Genomic DNA, 20,735 nt, shown 5'->3' on the forward strand with positions numbered 1-20,735 from the left:
AAGCTACCGGTTGGTAGCTTTTTTAATGTTCAGAGAGAATGTGCTTGATGAATTATCTTCATCAGATTGCTTTCTTGTTCCAATAAAGCAGGATAAAGCGGTAGTGTTATCAGTTGCTCGTAGAAGCTGGTTGCTTTTTCACAAGTACCGGTATGATATGGCTGATGGCCTATGGGGATATAGTGAACGTTTACACCTAGCCCGTGGGCTTTGAGCTGTTCGAATTGTGCTTTACGGCACACGGCAGGCACTTTGATAACAAATAGGTGCCAGGCTGAAAGACGATCATCACGGTTGGCTAGTACTTCGAGACTTGGGTGAGGTAATTCAGCCTGATAGCGTGCGGCAATATGGCGGCGTTTGGCGAGAAACAGTTCAAGTTGGTTCAGCTGACTCAACCCCAGTGCCGCCTGGATATCGGTCATCCGGTAGTTGAAACCGAGCAGCTGCTGCTCGTAATACCAAGGGCCGTCCGGCTCATTGATAAAGTCTTCCGGTTCACGGGTGATGCCATGGCTGCGGAGCATGCGCATTGCTTTGGCAAGCCCTGGGGCGTTGGTCATGGCCATCCCTCCTTCACCGGTGGTGATGATCTTCACCGGGTGGAAGCTGAAGACGGTGATGTCGCTGTAGCGGCCGTTGCCGGTGGGTTCATCGTGATAGCGAGCACCCAGGGCGTGACAGGCATCTTCGATGATCCGAAAGCCATACTCCTGCCCTAGGCGGTGGATCTCCTGCATATCGCAGGGGAGGCCGGCAAAGTGTACCGGTATGACTACCTTGGGTAGTTTTCCTTCCGCCTTGGCGGCAATCAGTTTCTTCTCCAGCTCCACTGCGCACATGTTCCCTGTATCGGGCTCAATGTCGACGAAGTCGACTTGTGCACCACAATAGAGAGCGCAATTGGCTGATGCCACAAAGCTGATGGGGGATGTCCAGATCCAGTCGCCGGGGCCAACTCCCAGCGCCAGACAGGCGATATGGAGTGCTGCAGTACCTGAATTGACCGCCACCCCAAATTTAGCTCCACAGTAGTCCGCAACCGCTTGCTCGAAGCGTGGAACGACCGGCCCTTGGGTCAGGAAGTCGGACTTGAGAACGTCCACGACAGCATCGATATCTGCCTGGCTGATAGATTGACGGCCGTAGGGGATCATTCTGCTACCTTGCTCTGGTTCATCTTCTGGAGCTGTTTTATGCTGAAAAAGTGAGGGTTGCTGCGAGAGTTATATTCGAAGCCCTGTTCTACCATTTTTCCTTTTTCGCCCGCCGCTGTTTTGGAGAAATCGTTGTTGCGATTATTGAAGTTGATGGTTGGGCCAATCACGAAGAAGTCATCAAACTCGAAGGTGTGATAAGAGTCATCGGCAGGACACATCACTTCGTGAAGCTTCTCTCCCGGGCGAATGCCGATGATCTTGTGTGGCAGGTTTGGGGCCATAGCACTGGCCAAATCTGTGATGCGAACAGATGGCAATTTGGGAACGAATATTTCCCCTCCCTTCATCCGCCCAAAATTGTCCAGCACGAAATCCACCCCTTGCTGCAAAGTGATCCAGAAACGCGTCATCTCCTCATGGGTGATGGGCAACGCATCTGCATTCTGGTCAATCAGCTTTTGGAAGAAGGGGACGACAGAACCGCGAGAACCGACCACGTTGCCGTAGCGGACTACGGCAAAACGGGTGGGATCCTGCCCCGCGATGTTGTTTGCTGCCACGAAGAGCTTGTCTGATGCCAGTTTGGTGGCACCGTAGAGATTGATTGGATTGGCGGCTTTGTCAGTGGAGAGGGCAATAACTTTTTTGACTTGATTGAGCAAAGCGGCCTGGATGACGTTCTCTGCACCATGGATATTGGTTTTAATGCACTCCATGGGGTTGTATTCAGCGGCTGGAACCTGCTTGAGTGCGGCTGCATGAACCACGTAATCCACACCGCGCATTGCCATGGTAAGGCGGTTGGCGTCTCTGACATCCCCGATGAAATAACGCATGCACGTGTCGTTGAACTCTTGCTGCATCTCGAACTGTTTCAGCTCGTCGCGAGAATAGATGATAAGGCGTTTGGGTTTATAACGTTCCAGTACTGTCTTGACCAATCGCTGGCCAAACGAGCCAGTGCCACCTGTGATGAGTAGCGTTTTATCGTTGAACATTGTGGGCATCTCGTCTCAAAAACAGTAGATGAATCATATGCTAGCAAATAAAGTACCAGCTTTTTCTGTAAAGAGTGTGATCAACTCATAAAAACGGTTTTAAAGCCAGGGGTATCAATCGGGTCTTTTTCTCTTTGTCTCTTTGGCTTTTGTTACTTTCTGATTGCCCTGCATACATCTTCCACCGCATTAAGGGCTCTCGGGGTGAAGCGGTGCAGCTCATCCGAGTTGATCAAATCGAGTCGCTGATGCTGCACCGCGTCGAGATTAGGCCACTTCAGCCAGTGACGCAGAGCGTCAGGATCTTGACTCCCTGCCAGGATCAGCGATGGGTTGGCTCTGATCACCTGTTCCATGTCCACTTGAGGGTAAGGGGTCTTGGCATTCGCCATGATGTTGATCCCGCCGCAGAGTTCGATGGCCTGAGCCGGCCAGGCATTGCCACTGACGCTGGTGAGCGGCGGGTACCAGAGTTGGTAGAACACCTTGACGCCGGTTGGTTGGCCATAGCGCTGTTGCAGGGAATGCAGGCGCGCCAGATAGCGATCGGCGGCTTCGTTGGCACTCTTCTCCACTCCAAGCAATTTGCCCAGCGCCCGCATCTCGGTCGCCAGCGAGGCAAAATCGGTGGGTTCAGAGTAGAACACCGGGATACCCAGCTGTTCCAACGGGGCCAGCATCCGTGACTGGGCCGAGCGCCAGCCCAGGATCAGGTCCGGTTTTTGTGCCAGCAGGGCTTCGACATTGATGCTGCGATAATTGGCCACCTTGGGTTTGTTTTTCACCTCGGCGGGATAGTCTGAGGCATCGTCGATGGCCACCAGCTTGTCACCGGCGCCGATGTCATAAAGCAGCTCGGTAAGATGGGGTACTATGCTCACCACCCGGGTCGGCGTTGCGGCCTGCAGGGCACCGGGCAACCAGGCAATCAGTACGCAGGGCAGCCAGAGCGGCAATCGCAACCATCTAACCATGAAGTAACCCCGCCACAGTGACAAGCTGCGCCAGCATCAACCAGCCCCAGCCAATTCCTTGCAGAATATTGAGCACCTTGCGCGGAGTCTCGCTATCTGGCTCAGCACCCGTGCCGATGACTGGCCAGCGCTGGAGAGCCCCCTGATAGTAGCGAGGACCACCAAGGCGGATCCGGCACTTGTCTACCAGCAGAGTGAGCAGCATCCCCATGGCGGGATAGGGCCAGAGCGCCCCACTTCGCAGCAGCTGTGCTGCCTGCTTGAGCCGCGGGAGCAGGAGCGGCAGCCCCAACAGCAGGATGGTGGGGGCATTGAGCCCCTGATAAAGGGCGCTGGCGGCTCGGCCAAAATAGCCAAACGCGGGATCCTTCATGCTCCAGCCCTGGCTCATCAGCTGAGTCAGCCGCCAGAGCAGTGCACCTTGTACCCCCGCGAGAGCGTACCCCATCAAGGGGCCAGCCCATTGGCCGACCAGACGCAGGGCACAGCTCTCCGTCACCGCTTTGGCGAGCCCCATGGTCGAGAGTTTACCGGTCTCCCGCTTAAGCCAGTGAGCCGCCTGCAATCTTGCCAGCGGCAGGGTCTCCTGCGTGGCGAGCGAGTGAGTGGCATGGGCGAGTTCGCGCAGTGGACGGGATTCGAGCATCAGCAGCAAGAACATCAGGTCGAAGATCGGCTCGCTCAATGCCAGATTGCGCAACGACCAGAGCCCTGCTGCGCAGGGTGCCCAGACCACCAGTATCGCCAGCATACCTGCTTGCAGCTGCTGGTGTGGCGTGCCATCAGTCCTGTGCACCTTGTGCCCCAGCCGGGTCAACAAGGGTGTGACGGCCGAAAGACGCAGATGGGATGGCCACGGGATCACCGCCTCCAGCAGGGCAGCCCCTACCAGAATGGCCGCCGTCGTCGAAAGGAGGGCGTCGGCCATCAAATCAAGCGAGCCGGTCTCGATCACAGCTTGCCGAGCATCTTGATGATCACTTCGGCGGAGTGCTTGCCGGCCACTTCGATGAAGGCATCGAAGGATTCAACCTGTTCCTTGCCAGCGATATCGGACATGGCGCGTACCACCAGATAGGGCACCTTGAACATGTGGCACACCTGACCGATCGCTGCACCTTCCATCTCGACCGCCAGCATCTGCGGGAAGTCGGCGCGAGCCTTGGCGATGGCGTCCGGTTTGCACATGAACTGATCGCCGGTGCAGATAAGGCCGACCTTGGTCTGGTGCTTGCCCTGCTCGGCGATGCAATCCTGAGCGACCGCGATGAGTTTCTTGTCGCAGGCGAAGGCGGCGGGTTGCTGCGCCATCTGGCCCATCTCGTAACCAAAGGCGGTCACGTCCACATCGTGGAAACGCATCTCGCTGGCGATCACCACATCACCGATATGCAGGTCCTGGGCAAAGCCGCCCGCAGAGCCGGTATTGATGACGCAGTCGGGGGAAAACTTTTCCAGCAGCAGGCTGGTGGCCACGCTGGCGGCGACCTTACCGATACCGGAGCGGGTCAGGATAACCTCTTTGCCTGCCAGCTCCCCTTGATAGAACTCGCAGCCGCCCAGTTGCAGGGTGGTGGGGTTGCTCATCTGGCTGCGCAGCAGGGCCACTTCTTGCTCCATGGCGCCGATAATACCTACTTTCATTGCTGACCTCGTCTTGATAGCCGTGTGGCTGAATTTAAGTTGCTGTAGATCATAACAAAAGATGGCGTCGGCGCCGAGAGGCACAAGCGAAAGGAGAGATGAAACGCGGCGCTCCATATGGGAGCGCCGCAGGTGACAAAAAGCATTGATGAGAGAGGGGCTAGTGTCTTTAGCCGAGCGCGGTATCGAGGGTCATCATCAGGGCAAAGCCTGCCATCAGGCCAAGGGTGGCATAGGTCTGATGACCGTTGCGGTGAGTCTCCGGAATTACCTCGTGCGAGACCACAAACAGCATGGCGCCAGCGGCGAGCCCAAGTCCGATGGGGTAGGCGATGGCAAGGCCGCTGGAGAGCCCCACCCCGAGCAGGGCGCCAATCGGTTCGAGCAGGCCGCTGGCGATGGCGACCAGCACCGCCACCGAGGGGCGAAAACCGGCGGCGCACATGGCCAGCGCCACCGCCAGTCCTTCGGGAATATCCTGCAGTGCGATGGCGGTGGTGAGCGGCAGCCCCACCGACATATCCCCCTGCGAGAAGCTGACCCCGATGGCCATCCCCTCCGGCAGGTTGTGCAGGGCGATGGCAAAGACGAACAGCCAGACCCGGGAGCAGCTCTCATGGCCGGGGCCGCAGGGGCCGGTTGTGTCATGCTCGTGCGGGGTGAACTGGTCCAGTCCCAGCATCAACAGCACCCCGAGGGTCATGCCGACCACCACCACGGCGGCGGCGCTAAAGCCGTTGCCGGTGATCCCCTCGGCGGCCTCCAGCCCCGGCAGCAGCAGGGAGAAGGCACTGGCCGCCAGCATCATGCCGGCGGCAAAGCCCAGCATGGTGTCCTCTACCTTTTGCGGCACCGAGCGCAGAAACAGGGCGGGCAGGGCGCCGATGGCGGTGGCGGCAAACCCGGCGGCACCACCGACAAGGCCATAGCGCACGCCGCTGGTCACCTCGCCGGTAGCGAGCATGATGAGACTCTGCAACAGCAGCAACAAGACGGCAGCCAGCGCGATAAAGAGACCGAGGGCGGTGAGTGGCCGCGCCTGCAGTTGTTCACGCAGCTGGGCAGACCAGGTTGAAGCAGGCAGATACGAGCTGTTATCCATAAACAGGGCCTCTTGTTACAGCAAATGGTTACAACGAAGGGGGATGGCGCTCCGCCATCGGGTCATGTTGGTCATTACAACGAGTTGATGGCCCCTTGTCCATGCCACTGCCTCGATTGCATTTATCGGTTAACTATTTGAAATGATTTGGTCGCTATAAATATTTTGTGATGAATGTCGGGTTGTGAAGGAAACCAGCTTGCATTCATTTGGTGAAATCCGGTGAAGGATTAGGCGATATTGTGATAGAGTGCGCGCCTCGCGAAATCGTCCTTCCCCCGCTTTCGCAACCTTCCATCTCCCGTCAGGAATGGCCGGGATCAGCTCATACGGATGTGATCGCTACTGTTTACCTGCTTGTCAGCAGTTGAGGATCAACAGCCAATCATGTTTTACAAGAATCTCTCCATCGGCAAAAAGATTGCCGTGGTTTTTGCGGTTATTGCCGCAGTCAACGTTGTCTTCGGTGTTTTTCTCTCCAGTGAATTGCGCGGCGTGCGCGATCGGGTGCTGAATTTTACCGACTCCACTTTGCCGAGCGTGCTCTCGGTCGAAACCCTGCTCTACGACGTCTCTTATGTACGTCGGGCCCAATTTGCCCTGCTGATGGTGGATGATGCCGCCGACTTGCAGGCCCGTCGTGGCCGCATTCAGGAGAATATTCGCAAGGTTGACGAGGCATTTCGTGCCTACGAGGCGACTGTGGGTGCCGACAACGAGCGCCAGGTGTTTAACCAAGCCAAACAACAGTGGCTCACTTATCAACGTTCGGTAAACGAGTTTGATATGCTGCTGGTGCAGGGCCAGCATGATCAGGCCAAAACCCAGCTGTTTGCCTCCAACCCGCTCTTCGGGGCGCTGGAGCAGGCGGTCAACTCGTTGATCCAGGTGAACCTCGGTTTCGTCAAAGAGAACCGTGGCAGCCTGCTTGGCAGCGTCAGCATGGTGACCACCTTCGCCATGGTGAGCATCGGTGCCCTGCTGGTGTTCATGGTGGTGATGACTTGGTTCCTGACCCGCCAGATCTGCCTGCCGCTGCAAGCCGTGGTGGCGCAGGCCAATGCCATTGCTGCCGGCGATCTGACCCATCAGCTGGAGCGTCAGCATATCGGCCGCGACGAGCTGGGCATGCTGGCCAAAGCCTCTCTCAAGATGCAGGACAACCTGCGCGGTCTGATCGAAGAGGTGGTGGCTGCGGTCACCCAGCTTGGCACTGCCATCGATGAGGTGAGCGCCGTCTCCGAGCAGTCCGCCAAGGGTATTCAGAGCCAGCAGCAGGAGATCTCTCTGGTGGCGACCGCCATGACCCAGATGAAGGCCACCGTGGCCGATGTGGCTGGCAATACCGAAACCGCCTCCAGCTCCGCCAGCTCAGCCAATGCGCTGGCCCGCAACGGCAATCAGGATGTGCAGCGTTCGCTGGTGGCCATCACCCGGGTTGCCGAAGAGATCGAGCAGGCCGGTACGCTGGTGACCGAGCTGGAGCGCGAATCTGCCCAGATCAACGTGGTGGTGGATGTGATCCGCGGCATCGCCGAGCAGACCAATCTGCTGGCCCTCAATGCGGCCATCGAAGCTGCCCGTGCCGGCGAGCAAGGCCGTGGCTTTGCGGTGGTGGCCGACGAGGTGCGCACCCTGGCGGGTCGTACCCAGGCCTCGACCGGCGAGATCGTGGCCATCATCGAAACCCTGCAGGCACGCGCCAATCAGGCCAAAGAGGTGACTGGCCAGAGCTGCGAGATGATCCGCCAGTGTGTGGATCAGAGCGAGCAGACCAGCAACGGCATCCAGCAGATTGAAGAGGCGGTCGCCCAGATTGCCGATATGGCGATCCAGATTGCCAGCGCCTGCGGCGAGCAGGATGCGGTCTCCGACGAGCTGGGCCGCAACGTCGAGCGGATCAACGAGTCCGCCAACGAGGTGGCTCTGGGCGCCGATCATACTGCCCGCGCCTGTCTGGAGCTGAGCCAGCTGGCGGTGGGTCTGAAGCAGACCATCGGTCGCTTCCGCCTCGCCTGATAAAGGGGCTGGCGTACGCCGGCCTCTTCATTCATAAAAAGTCGGGGCGTTTTGCATGCCCTCACGACACCCGGCCATGTGCCGGGTGTTTTTTTATCTGGCGATGGGGACGAGGCCAGATGGTCGGGGTTCTTCGCAAGGGGATGAAGGTCAGGGCAACAAACAGGGGGCAGATGATTATCCCGGCCTGTGCGCGGTGATATTCAAGAAGGTTGGTTAATGCGTATTTGCTAACGAGAGAAGGGCGACGAACGGTTTTGGGGATGGGGAACGGGGCGAGCGGTTGGGGTGTGCGCTACGGGGAAGAAGAGCATAAGCAGTTGGTTGGAATGCCCTGACAGGGTATATCGCAGCAATAAAAAAACCGGCTTGCGCCGGTTTTTTTATCTTGGTGAATGCTGGGGATGGGGAGCTGGCTTATTTGGCCAGAGACTCCGGCAGCTCTTCACGGATCTTGCCCAGCATCTCTTTCAGGACGCGCGGGTTGGCAACCACGATGTTGCCGGAGTTTTCGTAGTTGTGACCACCTACGAAGTCGGTGACGATGGCGCCGGCTTCTTTTGCCAGCAGCTCACCGGCAGCGGTGTCCCAGGGTTTCAGGCCGATTTCCCAGAAACCGTCGACACGACCGGCAGCCACATAGGCCAGATCCAGCGCGGCAGAGCCGGAGCGACGGATGTCGGCACATTCGATGAACATGCTCTGGAACATCTTCAGGTAGGACTCGATGTGGTGCTTTTGTTTGTAGGGGAAACCGGTCGCCAGCACGGTGCCAGCCAGCTCTTTGGCTTTGCCGACACGGATGCGGTAGCCGTTCAGCTGGGCACCGCTACCACGGGTAGCAGTAAACAGCTCGTCACGGATGGGATCGTAAACAACGGCTTGTTCGGTTTTGCCTTTCACGCGCAGGGCGATGGAGACGGCAAAGTGCGGAATGCCTTTGACAAGGTTGGTAGTGCCATCCAGTGGGTCAATGATCCATTGGTAGTCCGGATTGGTACCGGCAATCTCACCAGACTCTTCAGCAACAATGCTGTGCTCCGGGTAAGATTTTTTGATGGTGTGAATGATGGCCGCTTCGGCTTCACGGTCAACGTTGGTCACGAAGTCATTGCTGCCTTTTTGGATAGCCTCAATGTTCTCAGGCTGGGAGAAGGCTTTTACTACAACTTGACCGGCGTTGCGCGCAGCGCGCACGGCGATATTCAGCATCGGATGCATAGGTTCACCACTGGATGTTAAAGAACGGGGGATAAAAGGACGCGGTATAATACCAGTATTTTGTGCGATGGCAACTGTTATCCCCCTACGACCAATTGATTACCACTGCCAGATTTGACGGCTCCAATATAGACCAGATCTGCGCTAGTCTTATCCCAGCAGCCGGATACAGGCTGTCATGAGCATAGGGATGTGAACCATGAATTTGTCATTAGTGAGTCAGAACGTGTCAGCGGCCAGCGAGGGACTGTTGGCCATCTTGCGGTCATCACCCGAGTATGGTGATCACTTTACCCACATCACCGTGACCCCCCTGGCCCAGTGGCAACCGGCCAAGACGGAGGCGGCGATCCTGCTGATCGACGGCGATGCGCCCTGGCAGGATGCCGGATTTGCCCGGGGAGAGGATGAGACGATCGGTTTGCCGGTCTTGCCGCTGCTGATCCGTAAGGGAGACAAGGAGCTGACGGTCTGCGGGCCGGATGTGCGTGACCCCCGTTTCTATTTTGTCTCAAACGGCATCGTGCTGGATGAGTCGGAGCTGGCCGAGCCTGCCTGCAGCCGGGTGCTGTTGCGCAAGCTGGAGTCCTACTTCCCGCTGCTTTCCCGTCTGATCATGCTGCGCCAGCGCAAGCCGGTCGCCGTGATCAACTAATATCTACCATTGCCAGAGCGCACCAGCGGCGCACCGTGGCCTTGTTTGGCCTATGGTGCGCCGCTTTTTAATGGTCTGGAGCCGGTCACTTGTTGCAAGATGAGGCGGCTATGGTGTTGCACCCTGTTCCAACCGTGCAATCTGGCTATGACCAACAAGGAGTGAATCATGATCGACTTTTACACCGCCGCGACCCCCAATGGTTTCAAAGTGGCGATCGCCCTCGAAGAGCTGGGTTTGCCCTATCGGGTCATTCCTCTCGATTTGTCTGCACTGGATCAGAAGAAGCCCGAGTTTCTCGCCATCAACCCAAATGGCCGTATTCCGGCTATCGTCGATCGGGATAACGACGATTTCGCCGTATTCGAGTCGGGGGCCATCCTCATCTATCTGGCGGAGAAAGCAGGCAAGTTGCTGCCCGCTGATCCCAAACGCCGCTCTCAGGCCATCCAGTGGCTGATGTTCCAGATGGGCGGGGTAGGACCCATGATGGGGCAAGCCAATGTCTTCTACCGCTACTTCCCCGAGAAGATCCCCGCCGCTATCGAACGCTACCAGAAGGAGGGGCGCCGCCTGTTCGAGGTGCTCGACAGCCATCTGGCCCATCATGAATATCTGGCGGACGAGTACAGCATCGCCGACATTGCCACCTGGCCCTGGGTGCGTATTTATGACTGGAGTGGCATCTCCATCGAGGGATTGCCCCATCTGCAAGCCTGGATGGATCGCATGGCACAGAAACCTGCCTGCCAGAAGGGGATCACCATACCGCCACGCAAGGAGCAGCCCGATGAGCTGATCAAGCAGGCGCAGCAGATGGTAACACGTTGATTTTTAACTGCTGACGGGGCGTAAAGCCCCGTAATATTAGAAAAACTAAGGCAAGCCGATTATAAAGATTCGTTCGTTTTTTGTGAGCTGAATCACTATGATGCCCCCATACCACCAAGCGTCCTGTGCGGTGGCTTGGCGGGCTCCCCGCCTACTGTTTCCAACACTGTTTTTGATTGCATCACAGCCTCTGTGATCAGATTCCTCTGGGCCATTTTGTGCCAGAGGGGCGGCAGCATTTTTTCGATTTTTTGGGACTGATATGGATCGGCACAGTTTTTATCCGTTGTTTTTACTGACCATTTTGATGGTCGCTGTGGGCCAGATGACCCAGACCCTTTATGTTCCCTCCATTCCCATGATGGCGGGGGACTTCAATGTGGCCTCGGGCCAGTTGCAGGCGGTGATGGCCTGTTACCTGATCCCCTATGGCCTCTCCCAGTTTGTCTACGGGCCGTTGTCGGATCGTATCGGCCGTCGCCCGGTGCTGATCGTCGGCATGATGGTGTTTCTGGTGGGCACCCTGATCATTCAGGTCATCCCCCATTTTGCCGCCCTGCTAGTGGGTAGCTTTATTCAGGGGCTGGGTACCGGTGCCGGTGGCGCCATGAGCCGTACCGTGATGCGCGATCGCTACAACGGCGCCGAGCTCAACCGCGCCAACAGTCTGGTGAGCATGGGGGTGATCTTCTCCCCTCTGCTGGCCCCGGTGCTGGGTGGCTGGCTGACCGAGCTGTTCAACTGGCGCGCCGGTTACTGGTTCCTGTTCGGTTTTGGTGCCGTAGCCACCCTGGCGATCATGGCCTGGTTTGGCGAGACCCTGCCTGCTGCTGCCCGTCAGCCACTGCGCGTCGGTGCTGCCTATCGCCATGTGCTGGGCAACCCCAAGTTTCAGGGCAACCTGCTCTGCCTGATGGCGACCTTTGCCGGTTTGGCAGTGTTCGAGGCTGCGGCCGGTGTGCTGCTGGGCGATGTGCTGAAACTGAGCGCCCGTACCGTGAGCGTGCTGTTCGTGCTGCCGCTGCCCGGCTATCTGTTCGGGGCCTGGCTCTCTGCCAAGCTGAGCTTCCGTTTGACTCAGGGCAAGCTGATGCGTCTGGGGATCGCCTTTCTGGCGCTCGGCTCACTCATCATTCTGGTGCCGGGGCTGTTCGGGGTGGTGAGTGCCGCCTCGCTGGTCGGTGGTGCGGCCGTCTACTTCATCGGTAGCGGTATTCTCTACCCGACCGCCACCTCCTGCGCCATCGAGCCTTTCCCGGGTCAGGCCGGCACCGCGGGTGCCATTCTCGGCGGGATGCAGAATCTGGGGGCGGGCGTGGTGACCCTGCTGGCCGCCGGTTTCCCGATGACCGGTCAGGTGACTCTGGGGGCGATCATGACCCTGATGGTGCTGATCGTGGCGCTGAGCTTTGTCTGGTTGCGCCACCACGGCTCGCCGCACGAGCAGATGGCGATTTGATGCCCGCGCTTGCTCTTTGAAAGCCTGCCTTCTGGCGGGCTTTTTCTTTGCCAGAACCGGATGAGGTTTACCGCTCGGCCTGCGTCAAGGCGCGTTTGCCGGTTCACCTTCTGCCACCAGTTCAAGAAAGGCGCGCATGGCGGGGGTGATGCTCTGCTGGCGGGTCAGAAAGGCGGTATGGCCGATATTCTCCAGCGGAGCGAGAGGCAGGCAAACGAGATCCGAGAGCTTGCTGGCAGAGCGGGCGAGACCGGCGCTGACGATGGCCCAGCCCAGCCGGTGGCGTACGGCGCTGACCAGATGGAACAGCGAGTCGGTCTCCAGTACCACGTTGAGCGAGGTTTCCCCCTGCTCGGCGGCGCGATCCAGATATTGGCGAAATTGCATGGTGCGGCTGGGCAGCACCAACGGCTGTTGCTGCAGTTCAGCAAGCGCAATGTCGCCGCTGCGCGGAAACTGATCCGCTTCGTCACGGTTCATCAGCACCGCCATCTGGTTGGCGCCTTGCGGGTAGACGTGAAAGGCGCGCCGGCCAGCTCCCCCGGCGGGGTCATCAAATCCCAGTCCGATATCGCACTGATGCAGCTCCAGCTGTGATAGCAGGGCTTCGTTGCTGAGCACCGACAGGCGAATGACGATGTCGGGATAGCGCTGCTTGCAGCGGGCGATAAACGGCATGATGTCGAGATTGGACTGGGGCACGATGCCGATGCGCAGGGTGCCGGAGAGTTCGCCTTGGAACAGGGCCAGCTCCTGCTTGAGCGCCTCCTGTTCCAGCAACATCCGTTCGGCATACTGGCGTACCAGCTCGCCGGCCTCGGTCAGGGCGACAAACTGGCTGGTGCGTACCACCAGATCGGTGCCGACACTCTTTTCCAGGGCAGTAATGCTGGCCGAGAGGGTCGGTTGGGTGATGTGGCAGGCTTTGGCAGCTTTGGCAAAATGCCGGTGTTTGGCCAGCTCGTGAAAGTAGTGAAGTTGCTTGATGTTCATCTGGTTGTAGTGGAGGCAGTGGAACCGGCTATTGAAGAATTAATCAATTGAAAAAACATCTTCGATAGAACAACTCTATCAGGATATAGATTTATTTCATTGGTTTTGCGTCAGTCGCCTCTCTAAACTTGAATGCAGTTTGCATTTTTAGGCCAACCTGCATGCCTGCCCATTCTCCCGTCGCAACCCCCGCCAACTTGCCGTCACTGGATCATCTGGTGGAAGAGGTAGCCGTCGCCATCAACATCAATGGCATCAACCACGCGGTCATGATGGCGACCCCGGACGATCTCGACGATTTTGCCGTCGGCTTTCTGTTTGGCGAGGGGATCATCCGGCATAACCACGAAGTCCACGACATCGAGATCGCGCCAGCCGAACAGGGTATTGTGCTGGATGTGACCATCGCCAACCGCTCTATGGCCGCTCTGGCCGAACACAAGCGTCGGCTGATCGGGGTGACCGGCTGCGGCATCTGCGGCGTGGCGGCGGTGGAGCAGGCGTTGCCCGCCCTGTCGGTGTTGCCGTTGACGCCGCCATTGGATGGGGCCTTGCTGGCAGGGCTGCGTCCGCAGATCGCCCAGTGGCAGCTCAAGGGGCAGCAACACGGTGCCCTGCATGCGGCGCTAGCGCTGGATGCCAAGGGGCGGATCCTGCACTGCCGGGAAGATATCGGGCGCCATAATGCCCTCGACAAGCTGATCGGCCTGCTGCTGCGTCAGCAAAGTGCGTGCGACGCCCTGGTGGTAACCAGCCGCTGCGGCAGCGAGCTGGTGCAAAAAGCCGCCCGCTTCGGTGCCCGTCATCTCATCTGTCTGGCATCGCCCAGCCAGCTGGCGGTCAGGTTGGCCTTCAAATACAACCTCAACGTCGTTCATATTCCCAAGTTTGATGCCCCGGTCAGCTATTCGAGCTATCGCCCGGCGGATCCCATCGGAGAGTGCCATGAGTCATATTGAAAAGCCCGCCAAAGCCGGCGGTTTTTCGTCCCTGCAATCCACCATGAAACAGGTGCTGCGCAGCCAGAAGACCCGTCAGAACATCAAGAACCTGCTGCGGGTCAACCAGACCGACGGCTTCGATTGCCCGGGCTGTGCCTGGGGTGACAACGACCACGGCACCTTCCAGTTCTGTGAGAATGGCGCCAAGGCGGTGGCATGGGAGTCTACCGGCAAGACGGTGGGGGCCGAGTTTTTCGCCGCCCACTCGGTGCGCCAGCTGGCTACCCAGAGGGACTACTGGCTCGAGTATCAGGGGCGGCTGACCGAGCCGATGCGCTACAACCCGGCGACCGATCACTATGAGCCGGTAAGCTGGGACGATGCTTTCACCCTGATTGCCGACACCCTCAAGGGGCTAAATAGCCCGGATGAGGTGGAGTTCTACACCTCGGGGCGTGCCAGCAACGAAGCTTCTTATCTTTATCAGCTGTTTGGCCGCCTGTTTGGCACCAACAATTTCCCCGACTGCTCCAACATGTGCCACGAGGCGAGCGGGGTAGCGCTGATCCAGTCGGTCGGCATCGGCAAGGGGACTGTGGTGCTGGATGACTTCGACAAAGCCGATGCGGTGTTCGTCTATGGTCAGAATCCGGGTACCAACCACCCGCGTATGATGAATGCCCTGCGCCAGGCAGCGCGCGGCGGCTGCAAGATCGTCAGCTTCAACAACTTGAAAGAGGTGGCGCTGGAGCGCTTCGCCAGCCCGCAGAGCCCGCTTGAGCTGCTGACCCCGGCTGCCACCACCATCAGCCACCAATATCTGACGCCGAAACTGGGTGGCGACATGGCCGCCATCCGCGGCATGGCCAAGTACATCCTGGAAGAGGCGCCAGAGGCGGTGGATCGCGACTTTATCGCCCGCCACACCCGCCACTTTGACGAGTATGAGGCGCAGGTGCGAGCCACCGACTGGGCAGCGATTGAGCAGCAATCCGGCCTGACTCGCGCCGACATCGTGCAGGCGGCCCGGGTATTTGCCGCAAGCCAGCGCATCATCAGTTGCTGGGCCATGGGTGTGACCCAGCACCTGCACTCGGTCGATACCATCCGTGAAATCGTCAACCTGCACCTGATGCGCGGCCAGATTGGCAAGCCGGGGGCGGGACTCTGTCCGGTACGGGGTCACAGCAACGTGCAGGGCAACCGCACCATGGGTATCAACGAAAAGCCGACCGCCGCCTTTATCGAGCGGCTCGAGCGTCACCTGCAGGTGAGCCTGCCGCGGGCCCGTGGCCACAACGTGTACGAAGCGCTCAAGGCGTTGGATGAGGGCAAGAGCAAAGTACTCATCTGCTTGGGCGGCAACCTGGCTGCAGCGGCGCCCGATACCGACTTCACCTATGGGGCGATGAAAAAGGCCGAGCTCAACGTGCAGATCAGCACCAAGCTCAACCGCAGCCATCTGCAGGTGGGCAAGGCTGCGCTGATCCTGCCCTGCCTCGGCCGCACCGAGCTCGATATCCAGCGCACGGGCAACCAGAAGATCACGGTGGAGGACACCTTCAGCATGGTGCACGCCTCGACCGGCGCAGCCGAGCCGGTGTCGCCGCTCTGCCTCTCCGAGACCGACATAGTTGCGCGGATGGCTCACGCTACCGTGGGCAGCGAGCGGGTCGACTGGCTGGCTCTGCGCGATGACTATGGCCGCATCCGCGATCTTATCGAGCAGACCATCGCCGGTTTCACCGATTTTAACGCCCGCATCCAGCAGCCGTGCGGCTTTCATCTCGATAACTCCGCGGCGCTATTGACTTGGAATACCGCCAGCGGTAGCGCCGAGTTCCGTACCAGCACCCTGCCGCAATCAGTGTTGCCGGAGTGTACCAGCCATGCCGAGCAGATGGTGGATCAGCCGGTGTTGTTGCTGCAGAGCCTGCGCTCTCACGATCAGTACAACACTACTATCTACGGTATGGATGACCGCTATCGCGGCATCAAGGGCCAGCGCAACGTGGTGTTCATGAACGAGGCGGATGCTCTCCAGCTTGGCTTTGCCGAAGGGGATCGGGTCGACATGGCGGCCATCTGCAACGACGGGCGTGAACGTTGCGTGACAGGTTTTGTGGTGGTGATCTACGAGATCCCGCGTGGCAACATCGCGGCCTACTATCCGGAAACCAATCCGCTGGTGCCTATCGACAGTATCGGCGCCGGGTCGTTTACCCCGACCTCCAAGTCCATCCCGGTGCTGGTGACTGCCTCCCGCCAGCAGGAGAATCTGTTGCTGGTCAAATAAAAGCGCTAATGCGACTGGCTGCGTTAACACAGCCTACACAGTGAATGCGGTGATGCCCCGGGTGAGCTTTTCATCCGGGGCATTTTTCAGCTCTGAAAGGGGTAGGGAGCGTTGAGCATCAGGCCAAGAAAAAGCCCGTCACGCTGGTGACGGGCTTTTGCTGTTGGTACCCCGAGATGCCGTTGCCGGTTTGGGCCCTTGAACCGTCGGTTCAAGGCGGGGATCGGATCTGACCGCAGGCTTCTCGGTCGTGCCGAGCATGCGCAATAGCCAGAAGGCAGATCCCCTGTTTGGTATGAATATCGGCTCGGGGACTTGAACCGGCTGACAAACATCCCAGGGAATTTTAAAACGGTTTGCGATTAGGGCTGTTGCCCCTCTTCGCTGGAATCACCATATTGTCCGTGCTCGATCAGGGCCGCTTCGATGGTGCGCTGCAGCATCTTGATCCGCTTGTCCATGGTCTCAGAGTATTGGTGGTTCTTCTCTTTTTCAAGGCAGAGCTCATGACAGAAATTGAGCGCCGCCATGATAGCCAATTGCTCGTTGCTGGAGACTTTGGAGCGTTGACGCAGGTCGATCAACTTGTCGGTCAGCTGCTCGGCGGCCTGGCGCAGGGCATCCTGCTGTCCCAAGGGACAGGATACCTTGTAGGGACGTCCCAAAATGACGATTTCTACGGCCTCTGTGCTCATGCCTTCCTCAATACGGCGGAGCTGATTTCCGCCTTTATCCACGTGGACAACTGGGCGGGACTATATAGCGCAGATGCATAAGTTTCAAGGCCTTGCTGGCTCTGCAAGAGGGAGAATGCTAGGATCCTGACCATTAATTCTGCAAATTTGACTGAACTTTGAGCGGATCCTCGATGAGCAAAACAAACCCCCTTAAATATGCGGCAGTGGCCGACATCATGGCACAACATGAGCTGATGGCCAGCGCAGTAGAGGCCCATGGTGTGATCTGCGGTCTGGTGTGCGGCGGTGTGGCACTGGACGACAAGAGTTGGCTGCCCCATTTCAACGATCTGGTGAACGACGGTTTCGGCCTGCCGGCCCCGGTGCGCCAGGTGATGACCGATCTTTATCACAATGTGGTCGAGAGCCTCATGGCCCAGAAGGGCGTCGAGCTGTTGCTGCCAAGCGATGATGCTCCCCTCGACGAGCGCATCGATTCGCTGGTGGACTGGTCACAGGCGTTTCTGGCCGGTTTCGGTGTGGTGCAGCAGGAGCTCTCCCGCGCGTCGGAAGAGCTGCAGGAGATGATCCAGGATATTGCCAGCATCACTCAGGTCTCTGCCGAGTTCGATCAGGAAGATGACGAGAACGAAGCCTCCTTCCTGGTGCTCTACGAACACGTCAAACTGGGTGTCATGATGGCCTTCGAAGAGTTTGGCAAGCGCCCCGATACCCCGAGCGCGCCGCCGACCCTTCATTGAGGTGCGGGTCAACGAGACCCTTACTGAATCTGCAAGAGCGCCTGATGGCGCTCTTTTTTATTTCCTTGTGGTGGCTAACCCTGTGAGGCGCAACCGGTTTTTTGCCGGTGACCTCGCATTCGGCCAGCGGCTTTGTGATAGCATGAGGCCACCTTTTTCACTTCTTCCTCTCTGCTTATGTCTCAATCTGATGTGCGACAGGTCGATGTCACCCTGGTCGGCGGTGGAATGAGCGGCGCCGTGCTGGCCCTCTCGCTGGCAGCCCTGCTTCGATCCGATGGCTCCCCCCTCGAGATCCTGCTGCTGGAGGCAAGCGTCCCCGAACAGCACACCCATTCAGGGTTCGACGCCCGCGCCATTGCGCTCTCGGCCGGTACCTGTGATGCGCTGTTGCGACGCGGACTCTGGCCGCTGTTTGCCCCCCATTGCGCCCCCATTACCCAGATTCATGTCTCGGATCGGGGCCACTTCGGTCAGGCTCGCCTGTCGGCTGCCGAATACGGTCTGCCCGCGCTGGGCCAGGTGATCGAGCTGGCAGCTGCCGGTCATGAGCTGCAACGGGCGATGGCGGCCTCTCCCAATATCCGGGTCTGTTGTCCGGCCCGGGTGAGCGAGATTGCGCCCGATGAGGAGAAGGTGACCCTCACCCTCGAGAGCGGTGAACAGATTGAGACCCGCCTGCTGGTGGCGGCAGACGGCGGCAACTCCTTTGTGCGTCAGCACTTCAAGTTGCCGGTGACCCGCCACGACTTTGAGCAGCACGCCATCATCGCCACGGTCAAAACGGCGCAAGACCCTGAGGGACGCGCCTTCGAGCGTTTTACCGAAGGGGGGCCGCTGGCCCTGCTGCCGATGCAGGAGGGGCTCTCCTCGCTGGTATGGAGTGTCGGGCTGCATGAGGTAGATGAGCTGATGGCCCTCGATGAGGCGGCATTTCTCGCCCGTCTGCAGCAGGCCTTTGGCTGGCGGCTCGGCCGCTTCGAGCGATGCGGCGTGCGTCACGTCTATCCGCTCATTCTGACCGCCTGCGACTATCCGCTGGCGCAACGCACACTGCTGGTCGGTAATGCCGCCCACGCCCTGCACCCCATTGCCGGACAGGGCTTCAACCTCGGGATGCGGGATCTGGATCTGCTTACCGGCGCCGTAGCCAAGGCGTTGGCAGAGGGGGAGGATATCGGCAGCTTCAAGGTACTGAGTGGCTACTGGCAGCAGCGTCAGCGCGATCAGGAGCAGACCGTCTGGCTCACCTCTTCGCTGGCCCAGCTCTTCTCCAATGGTCACGATCCGCTGGTGGCGGGGCGCAATCTGGTGCTCACCCTGATGGGGCGATTCCCGTGCCTCAAGGCGCCGCTTGCCTCGCGCACCCTGGGCTTTGTCGCTGATGTGTGCGGCAACTAGCCAGCACTTGTTGAGTGGAACCTGTTGACCGCCATTCGTTGATCAAAACCTATTGAATAAAGAGGTGATGCCTGCGGGCGTCCCCTCGCTGGCCAGCCGGTCAGCCCTGAAAGGATGAGATGATGCAGATGCAAAATGTGGATGTGGTGATTGTCGGTGGCGGCATGGTGGGGCTGGGGCTCGCTGCGGCCTTGAAACATAGCGCCCTCAAGGTGCTGGTGGTGGAGGGGCAATTGCCCGATCCGCAGCTGGGGGAGGTGGCCGATAATCGGGTCAGTGCCCTGAGTCTGGCCAGCCAGCAGATCCTGCGCCATGTCGGCGCCTGGGACGGCATTGACGCGCGCCGCCTGCAGGCCTACGACAAGATGGCGGTGTGGGAGCAGGACAGTTTCGGCCATATCGACTTCGATGCCGCCAGCCTGCGTCAGGCCAACCTCGGCCACATCGTCGAGAATCGGGTGATCCAGCTGGCGCTGCTTGAGGCGATTGAAGGTGCCAGCAATATCCAGTTGCTGACCCCCGCCAGAGCCAAGAGCCTGCAGAGCGGCCCGGCGGGCGCCCTGCTGCTCCTTGAAGATGGTCAGGCCATCTCGGCCAAACTGGTGGTGGCTGCTGATGGCGCCCACTCCTGGGTGCGCCGTCAGGCTGATATCCCGCTTACCAGCTGGGATTATGGTCACCACGCGCTGGTGGCGACGGTGCGCTGTGCCGAACCCCATGAGGCGGTGGCACGCCAGATCTTCACCCCGGATGGCCCGCTCGCCTTTTTGCCGCTGTGGCAAGAGAACCTCTGCTCCATCGTCTGGTCGCTGCCTGCGGCCCGCGCCGAGGCGCTCTGCGCCTGCGATGACGAGCAGTTCAATCGCCAGCTTACCGCCGCTTTCGATGCCCGGCTCGGTCTGTGCAAGGTGGAGGGGCCGCGCAGCGCGATTCCTCTTACCGCCCGCTATGCCCGCGACTTTGCTCGCGAGCGGCTGGTGCTGGTGGGGGATGCCGCTCATACCATCCACCCGCTGGCGGGGCAGGGGGTCAACCTTGGCCTGCTGGATGCTGCCGCGCTGGCGGAGCAGATCTTGCAAAATCATGCCGCGGGTGAGGATATCGGCCTGCTCGCCAACCTGCGCAGCTACGAGCGCTGGCGCAAGAGCGAAGCGGCTCGCATGCTGGCTGCGATGGAGGGGCTCAAGCGGCTGTTCAGCGGGGCCAACCCGCTCAAGAAGCTGGTGCGGGGCGTGGGATTGCGCGTGGCCAATCTGCTGACGCCCTTCAAGGAGGGGGTGATCCGCGCCGCCATGGGATTGGAGGGAGAGTTGCCCGCATTGGCCCGTCCTGACTGGGCTGTTGCTGCGACCAAGGGCAGTGCCATGCAGGCCAAGGGTGAAAAAAACTAATATTACTCGCCGTTTTTGACAACAAAAGTAATCCGACAAGGCTGATGACCCGTTTTGGGTGTCAGCCTTTAATTTTGCTCTGGAGCGAAACGTTTTTCTGCAAATTGTGACGAAACGGTAAAAATCAAAATTTAATCTCGCCTGAGTCGGCTTATGGCTGTTTTTATCACTGCATTTATCTTAGTGTCTGGAGTCAGTTTTACGGGAGGGGA

General features: G+C 59.1%; 18 protein-coding genes and 1 other RNA gene. 9 read left to right on the top strand and 10 right to left on the bottom strand.

Annotation, left to right across the window (positions count from 1 at the left end; translation table 11 throughout):
• Positions 1 to 29: 29 nt before the first annotated feature.
• From pseC to AB5Z09_RS14975, 6 genes are all read right to left on the bottom strand, one after another.
• Positions 30 to 1,157, bottom strand: a complete 1,128-nt coding sequence (gene pseC, locus AB5Z09_RS14950; protein WP_368195609.1) for a UDP-4-amino-4,6-dideoxy-N-acetyl-beta-L-altrosamine transaminase — start codon at positions 1,155 to 1,157, stop codon at positions 30 to 32.
• Positions 1,154 to 2,158 (bottom strand): UDP-N-acetylglucosamine 4,6-dehydratase (inverting), encoded by a 1,005-nt coding sequence (gene pseB, locus AB5Z09_RS14955; RefSeq protein WP_368195610.1) that lies wholly within the window; start codon positions 2,156 to 2,158, stop codon positions 1,154 to 1,156. Before pseB ends, pseC begins: the two co-directional genes overlap by 4 nt.
• A gap of 152 nt (positions 2,159 to 2,310) precedes the next feature.
• The gene (locus tag AB5Z09_RS14960) at positions 2,311 to 3,132 is read right to left on the bottom strand and encodes a cobalamin-binding protein (protein WP_368195611.1); all 822 of its coding nucleotides are present in this window, start codon (positions 3,130 to 3,132) and stop codon (positions 2,311 to 2,313) included.
• Positions 3,125 to 4,087, bottom strand: a complete 963-nt coding sequence (locus AB5Z09_RS14965) for a cobalamin biosynthesis protein (protein WP_005361502.1) — start codon at positions 4,085 to 4,087, stop codon at positions 3,125 to 3,127. Before AB5Z09_RS14965 ends, AB5Z09_RS14960 begins: the two co-directional genes overlap by 8 nt.
• Positions 4,084 to 4,776, bottom strand: coding sequence for a 5'-methylthioadenosine/S-adenosylhomocysteine nucleosidase (gene mtnN, locus AB5Z09_RS14970; RefSeq protein ID WP_368195613.1), 693 nt, complete (start codon positions 4,774 to 4,776; stop codon positions 4,084 to 4,086). Before mtnN ends, AB5Z09_RS14965 begins: the two co-directional genes overlap by 4 nt.
• A 169-nt stretch (positions 4,777 to 4,945) precedes the next feature.
• Positions 4,946 to 5,878 carry a ZIP family metal transporter gene (locus AB5Z09_RS14975; protein ID WP_368195614.1) on the bottom strand — a complete coding sequence of 311 codons (933 nt, stop codon included), beginning with the start codon at positions 5,876 to 5,878 and terminating at the stop codon, positions 4,946 to 4,948.
• A gap of 387 nt (positions 5,879 to 6,265) precedes the next feature.
• Between AB5Z09_RS14975 and AB5Z09_RS14980 the strand changes: the two genes are divergently transcribed.
• Positions 6,266 to 7,897 (top strand): methyl-accepting chemotaxis protein, encoded by a 1,632-nt coding sequence (locus AB5Z09_RS14980; protein ID WP_156852049.1) that lies wholly within the window; start codon positions 6,266 to 6,268, stop codon positions 7,895 to 7,897.
• A gap of 417 nt (positions 7,898 to 8,314) precedes the next feature.
• Here the strand turns inward: AB5Z09_RS14980 and suhB are convergent, their stop codons facing one another.
• Positions 8,315 to 9,118 carry an inositol-1-monophosphatase gene (gene suhB, locus AB5Z09_RS14985; protein WP_005352992.1) on the bottom strand — a complete coding sequence of 268 codons (804 nt, stop codon included), beginning with the start codon at positions 9,116 to 9,118 and terminating at the stop codon, positions 8,315 to 8,317.
• A gap of 199 nt (positions 9,119 to 9,317) precedes the next feature.
• Between suhB and AB5Z09_RS14990 the strand changes: the two genes are divergently transcribed.
• From AB5Z09_RS14990 to emrD, 3 genes are all read left to right on the top strand, one after another.
• Entirely contained in the window at positions 9,318 to 9,773 is a 456-nt protein-coding gene (locus tag AB5Z09_RS14990; RefSeq protein ID WP_202004724.1) for a hypothetical protein, read from the top strand.
• A 168-nt stretch (positions 9,774 to 9,941) separates the two neighbouring features.
• The gene (locus AB5Z09_RS14995; RefSeq protein ID WP_058056648.1) at positions 9,942 to 10,604 is read left to right on the top strand and encodes a glutathione S-transferase family protein; all 663 of its coding nucleotides are present in this window, start codon (positions 9,942 to 9,944) and stop codon (positions 10,602 to 10,604) included.
• Positions 10,605 to 10,866: 262 nt separating this feature from the next.
• Positions 10,867 to 12,063: a multidrug efflux MFS transporter EmrD gene (emrD, locus tag AB5Z09_RS15000; RefSeq protein ID WP_005333920.1), complete on the top strand. Its 1,197-nt coding sequence runs from the start codon at positions 10,867 to 10,869 to the stop codon at positions 12,061 to 12,063.
• Positions 12,064 to 12,147: 84 nt separating this feature from the next.
• Here emrD and AB5Z09_RS15005 read toward each other — a convergent pair whose 3' ends face one another.
• Positions 12,148 to 13,056, bottom strand: a complete 909-nt coding sequence (locus AB5Z09_RS15005; protein WP_368195615.1) for a LysR family transcriptional regulator — start codon at positions 13,054 to 13,056, stop codon at positions 12,148 to 12,150.
• A 161-nt stretch (positions 13,057 to 13,217) separates the two neighbouring features.
• Between AB5Z09_RS15005 and fdhD the strand changes: the two genes are divergently transcribed.
• Positions 13,218 to 14,015 (top strand): formate dehydrogenase accessory sulfurtransferase FdhD, encoded by a 798-nt coding sequence (gene fdhD / locus AB5Z09_RS15010; RefSeq protein WP_368195616.1) that lies wholly within the window; start codon positions 13,218 to 13,220, stop codon positions 14,013 to 14,015.
• Positions 14,002 to 16,293 carry an FdhF/YdeP family oxidoreductase gene (locus AB5Z09_RS15015; protein WP_368195617.1) on the top strand — a complete coding sequence of 764 codons (2,292 nt, stop codon included), beginning with the start codon at positions 14,002 to 14,004 and terminating at the stop codon, positions 16,291 to 16,293. The genes fdhD and AB5Z09_RS15015 overlap by 14 nt, the downstream gene beginning before the upstream one ends.
• A gap of 164 nt (positions 16,294 to 16,457) precedes the next feature.
• On the opposite strand, the gene ssrS is transcribed toward AB5Z09_RS15015, so the two are convergent.
• Together ssrS and zapA are read right to left on the bottom strand one after the other, a co-directional pair.
• Positions 16,458 to 16,639, bottom strand: a non-coding RNA gene (gene ssrS, locus AB5Z09_RS15020) — 6S RNA.
• Between the two features lie 16 nt (positions 16,640 to 16,655).
• Positions 16,656 to 16,988 carry a cell division protein ZapA gene (gene zapA / locus AB5Z09_RS15025; RefSeq protein ID WP_005333910.1) on the bottom strand — a complete coding sequence of 111 codons (333 nt, stop codon included), beginning with the start codon at positions 16,986 to 16,988 and terminating at the stop codon, positions 16,656 to 16,658.
• Between the two features lie 173 nt (positions 16,989 to 17,161).
• Between zapA and AB5Z09_RS15030 the strand changes: the two genes are divergently transcribed.
• From AB5Z09_RS15030 to AB5Z09_RS15040, 3 genes are all read left to right on the top strand, one after another.
• The gene (locus tag AB5Z09_RS15030) at positions 17,162 to 17,731 is read left to right on the top strand and encodes a UPF0149 family protein (protein WP_368195618.1); all 570 of its coding nucleotides are present in this window, start codon (positions 17,162 to 17,164) and stop codon (positions 17,729 to 17,731) included.
• A gap of 177 nt (positions 17,732 to 17,908) precedes the next feature.
• The gene (ubiH, locus tag AB5Z09_RS15035) at positions 17,909 to 19,132 is read left to right on the top strand and encodes a 2-octaprenyl-6-methoxyphenyl hydroxylase (protein WP_368195619.1); all 1,224 of its coding nucleotides are present in this window, start codon (positions 17,909 to 17,911) and stop codon (positions 19,130 to 19,132) included.
• A 122-nt stretch (positions 19,133 to 19,254) separates the two neighbouring features.
• On the top strand, positions 19,255 to 20,523 hold the full coding sequence (locus tag AB5Z09_RS15040) for an FAD-dependent 2-octaprenylphenol hydroxylase (protein ID WP_368195648.1): 1,269 nt from the start codon (positions 19,255 to 19,257) through the stop codon (positions 20,521 to 20,523).
• Positions 20,524 to 20,735: the final 212 nt, after the last annotated feature.

It is taken from the genome of Aeromonas sp. R2-2, assembly GCF_040908355.1.
In the GTDB taxonomy this organism is placed as follows: domain Bacteria; phylum Pseudomonadota; class Gammaproteobacteria; order Enterobacterales; family Aeromonadaceae; genus Aeromonas; species Aeromonas veronii.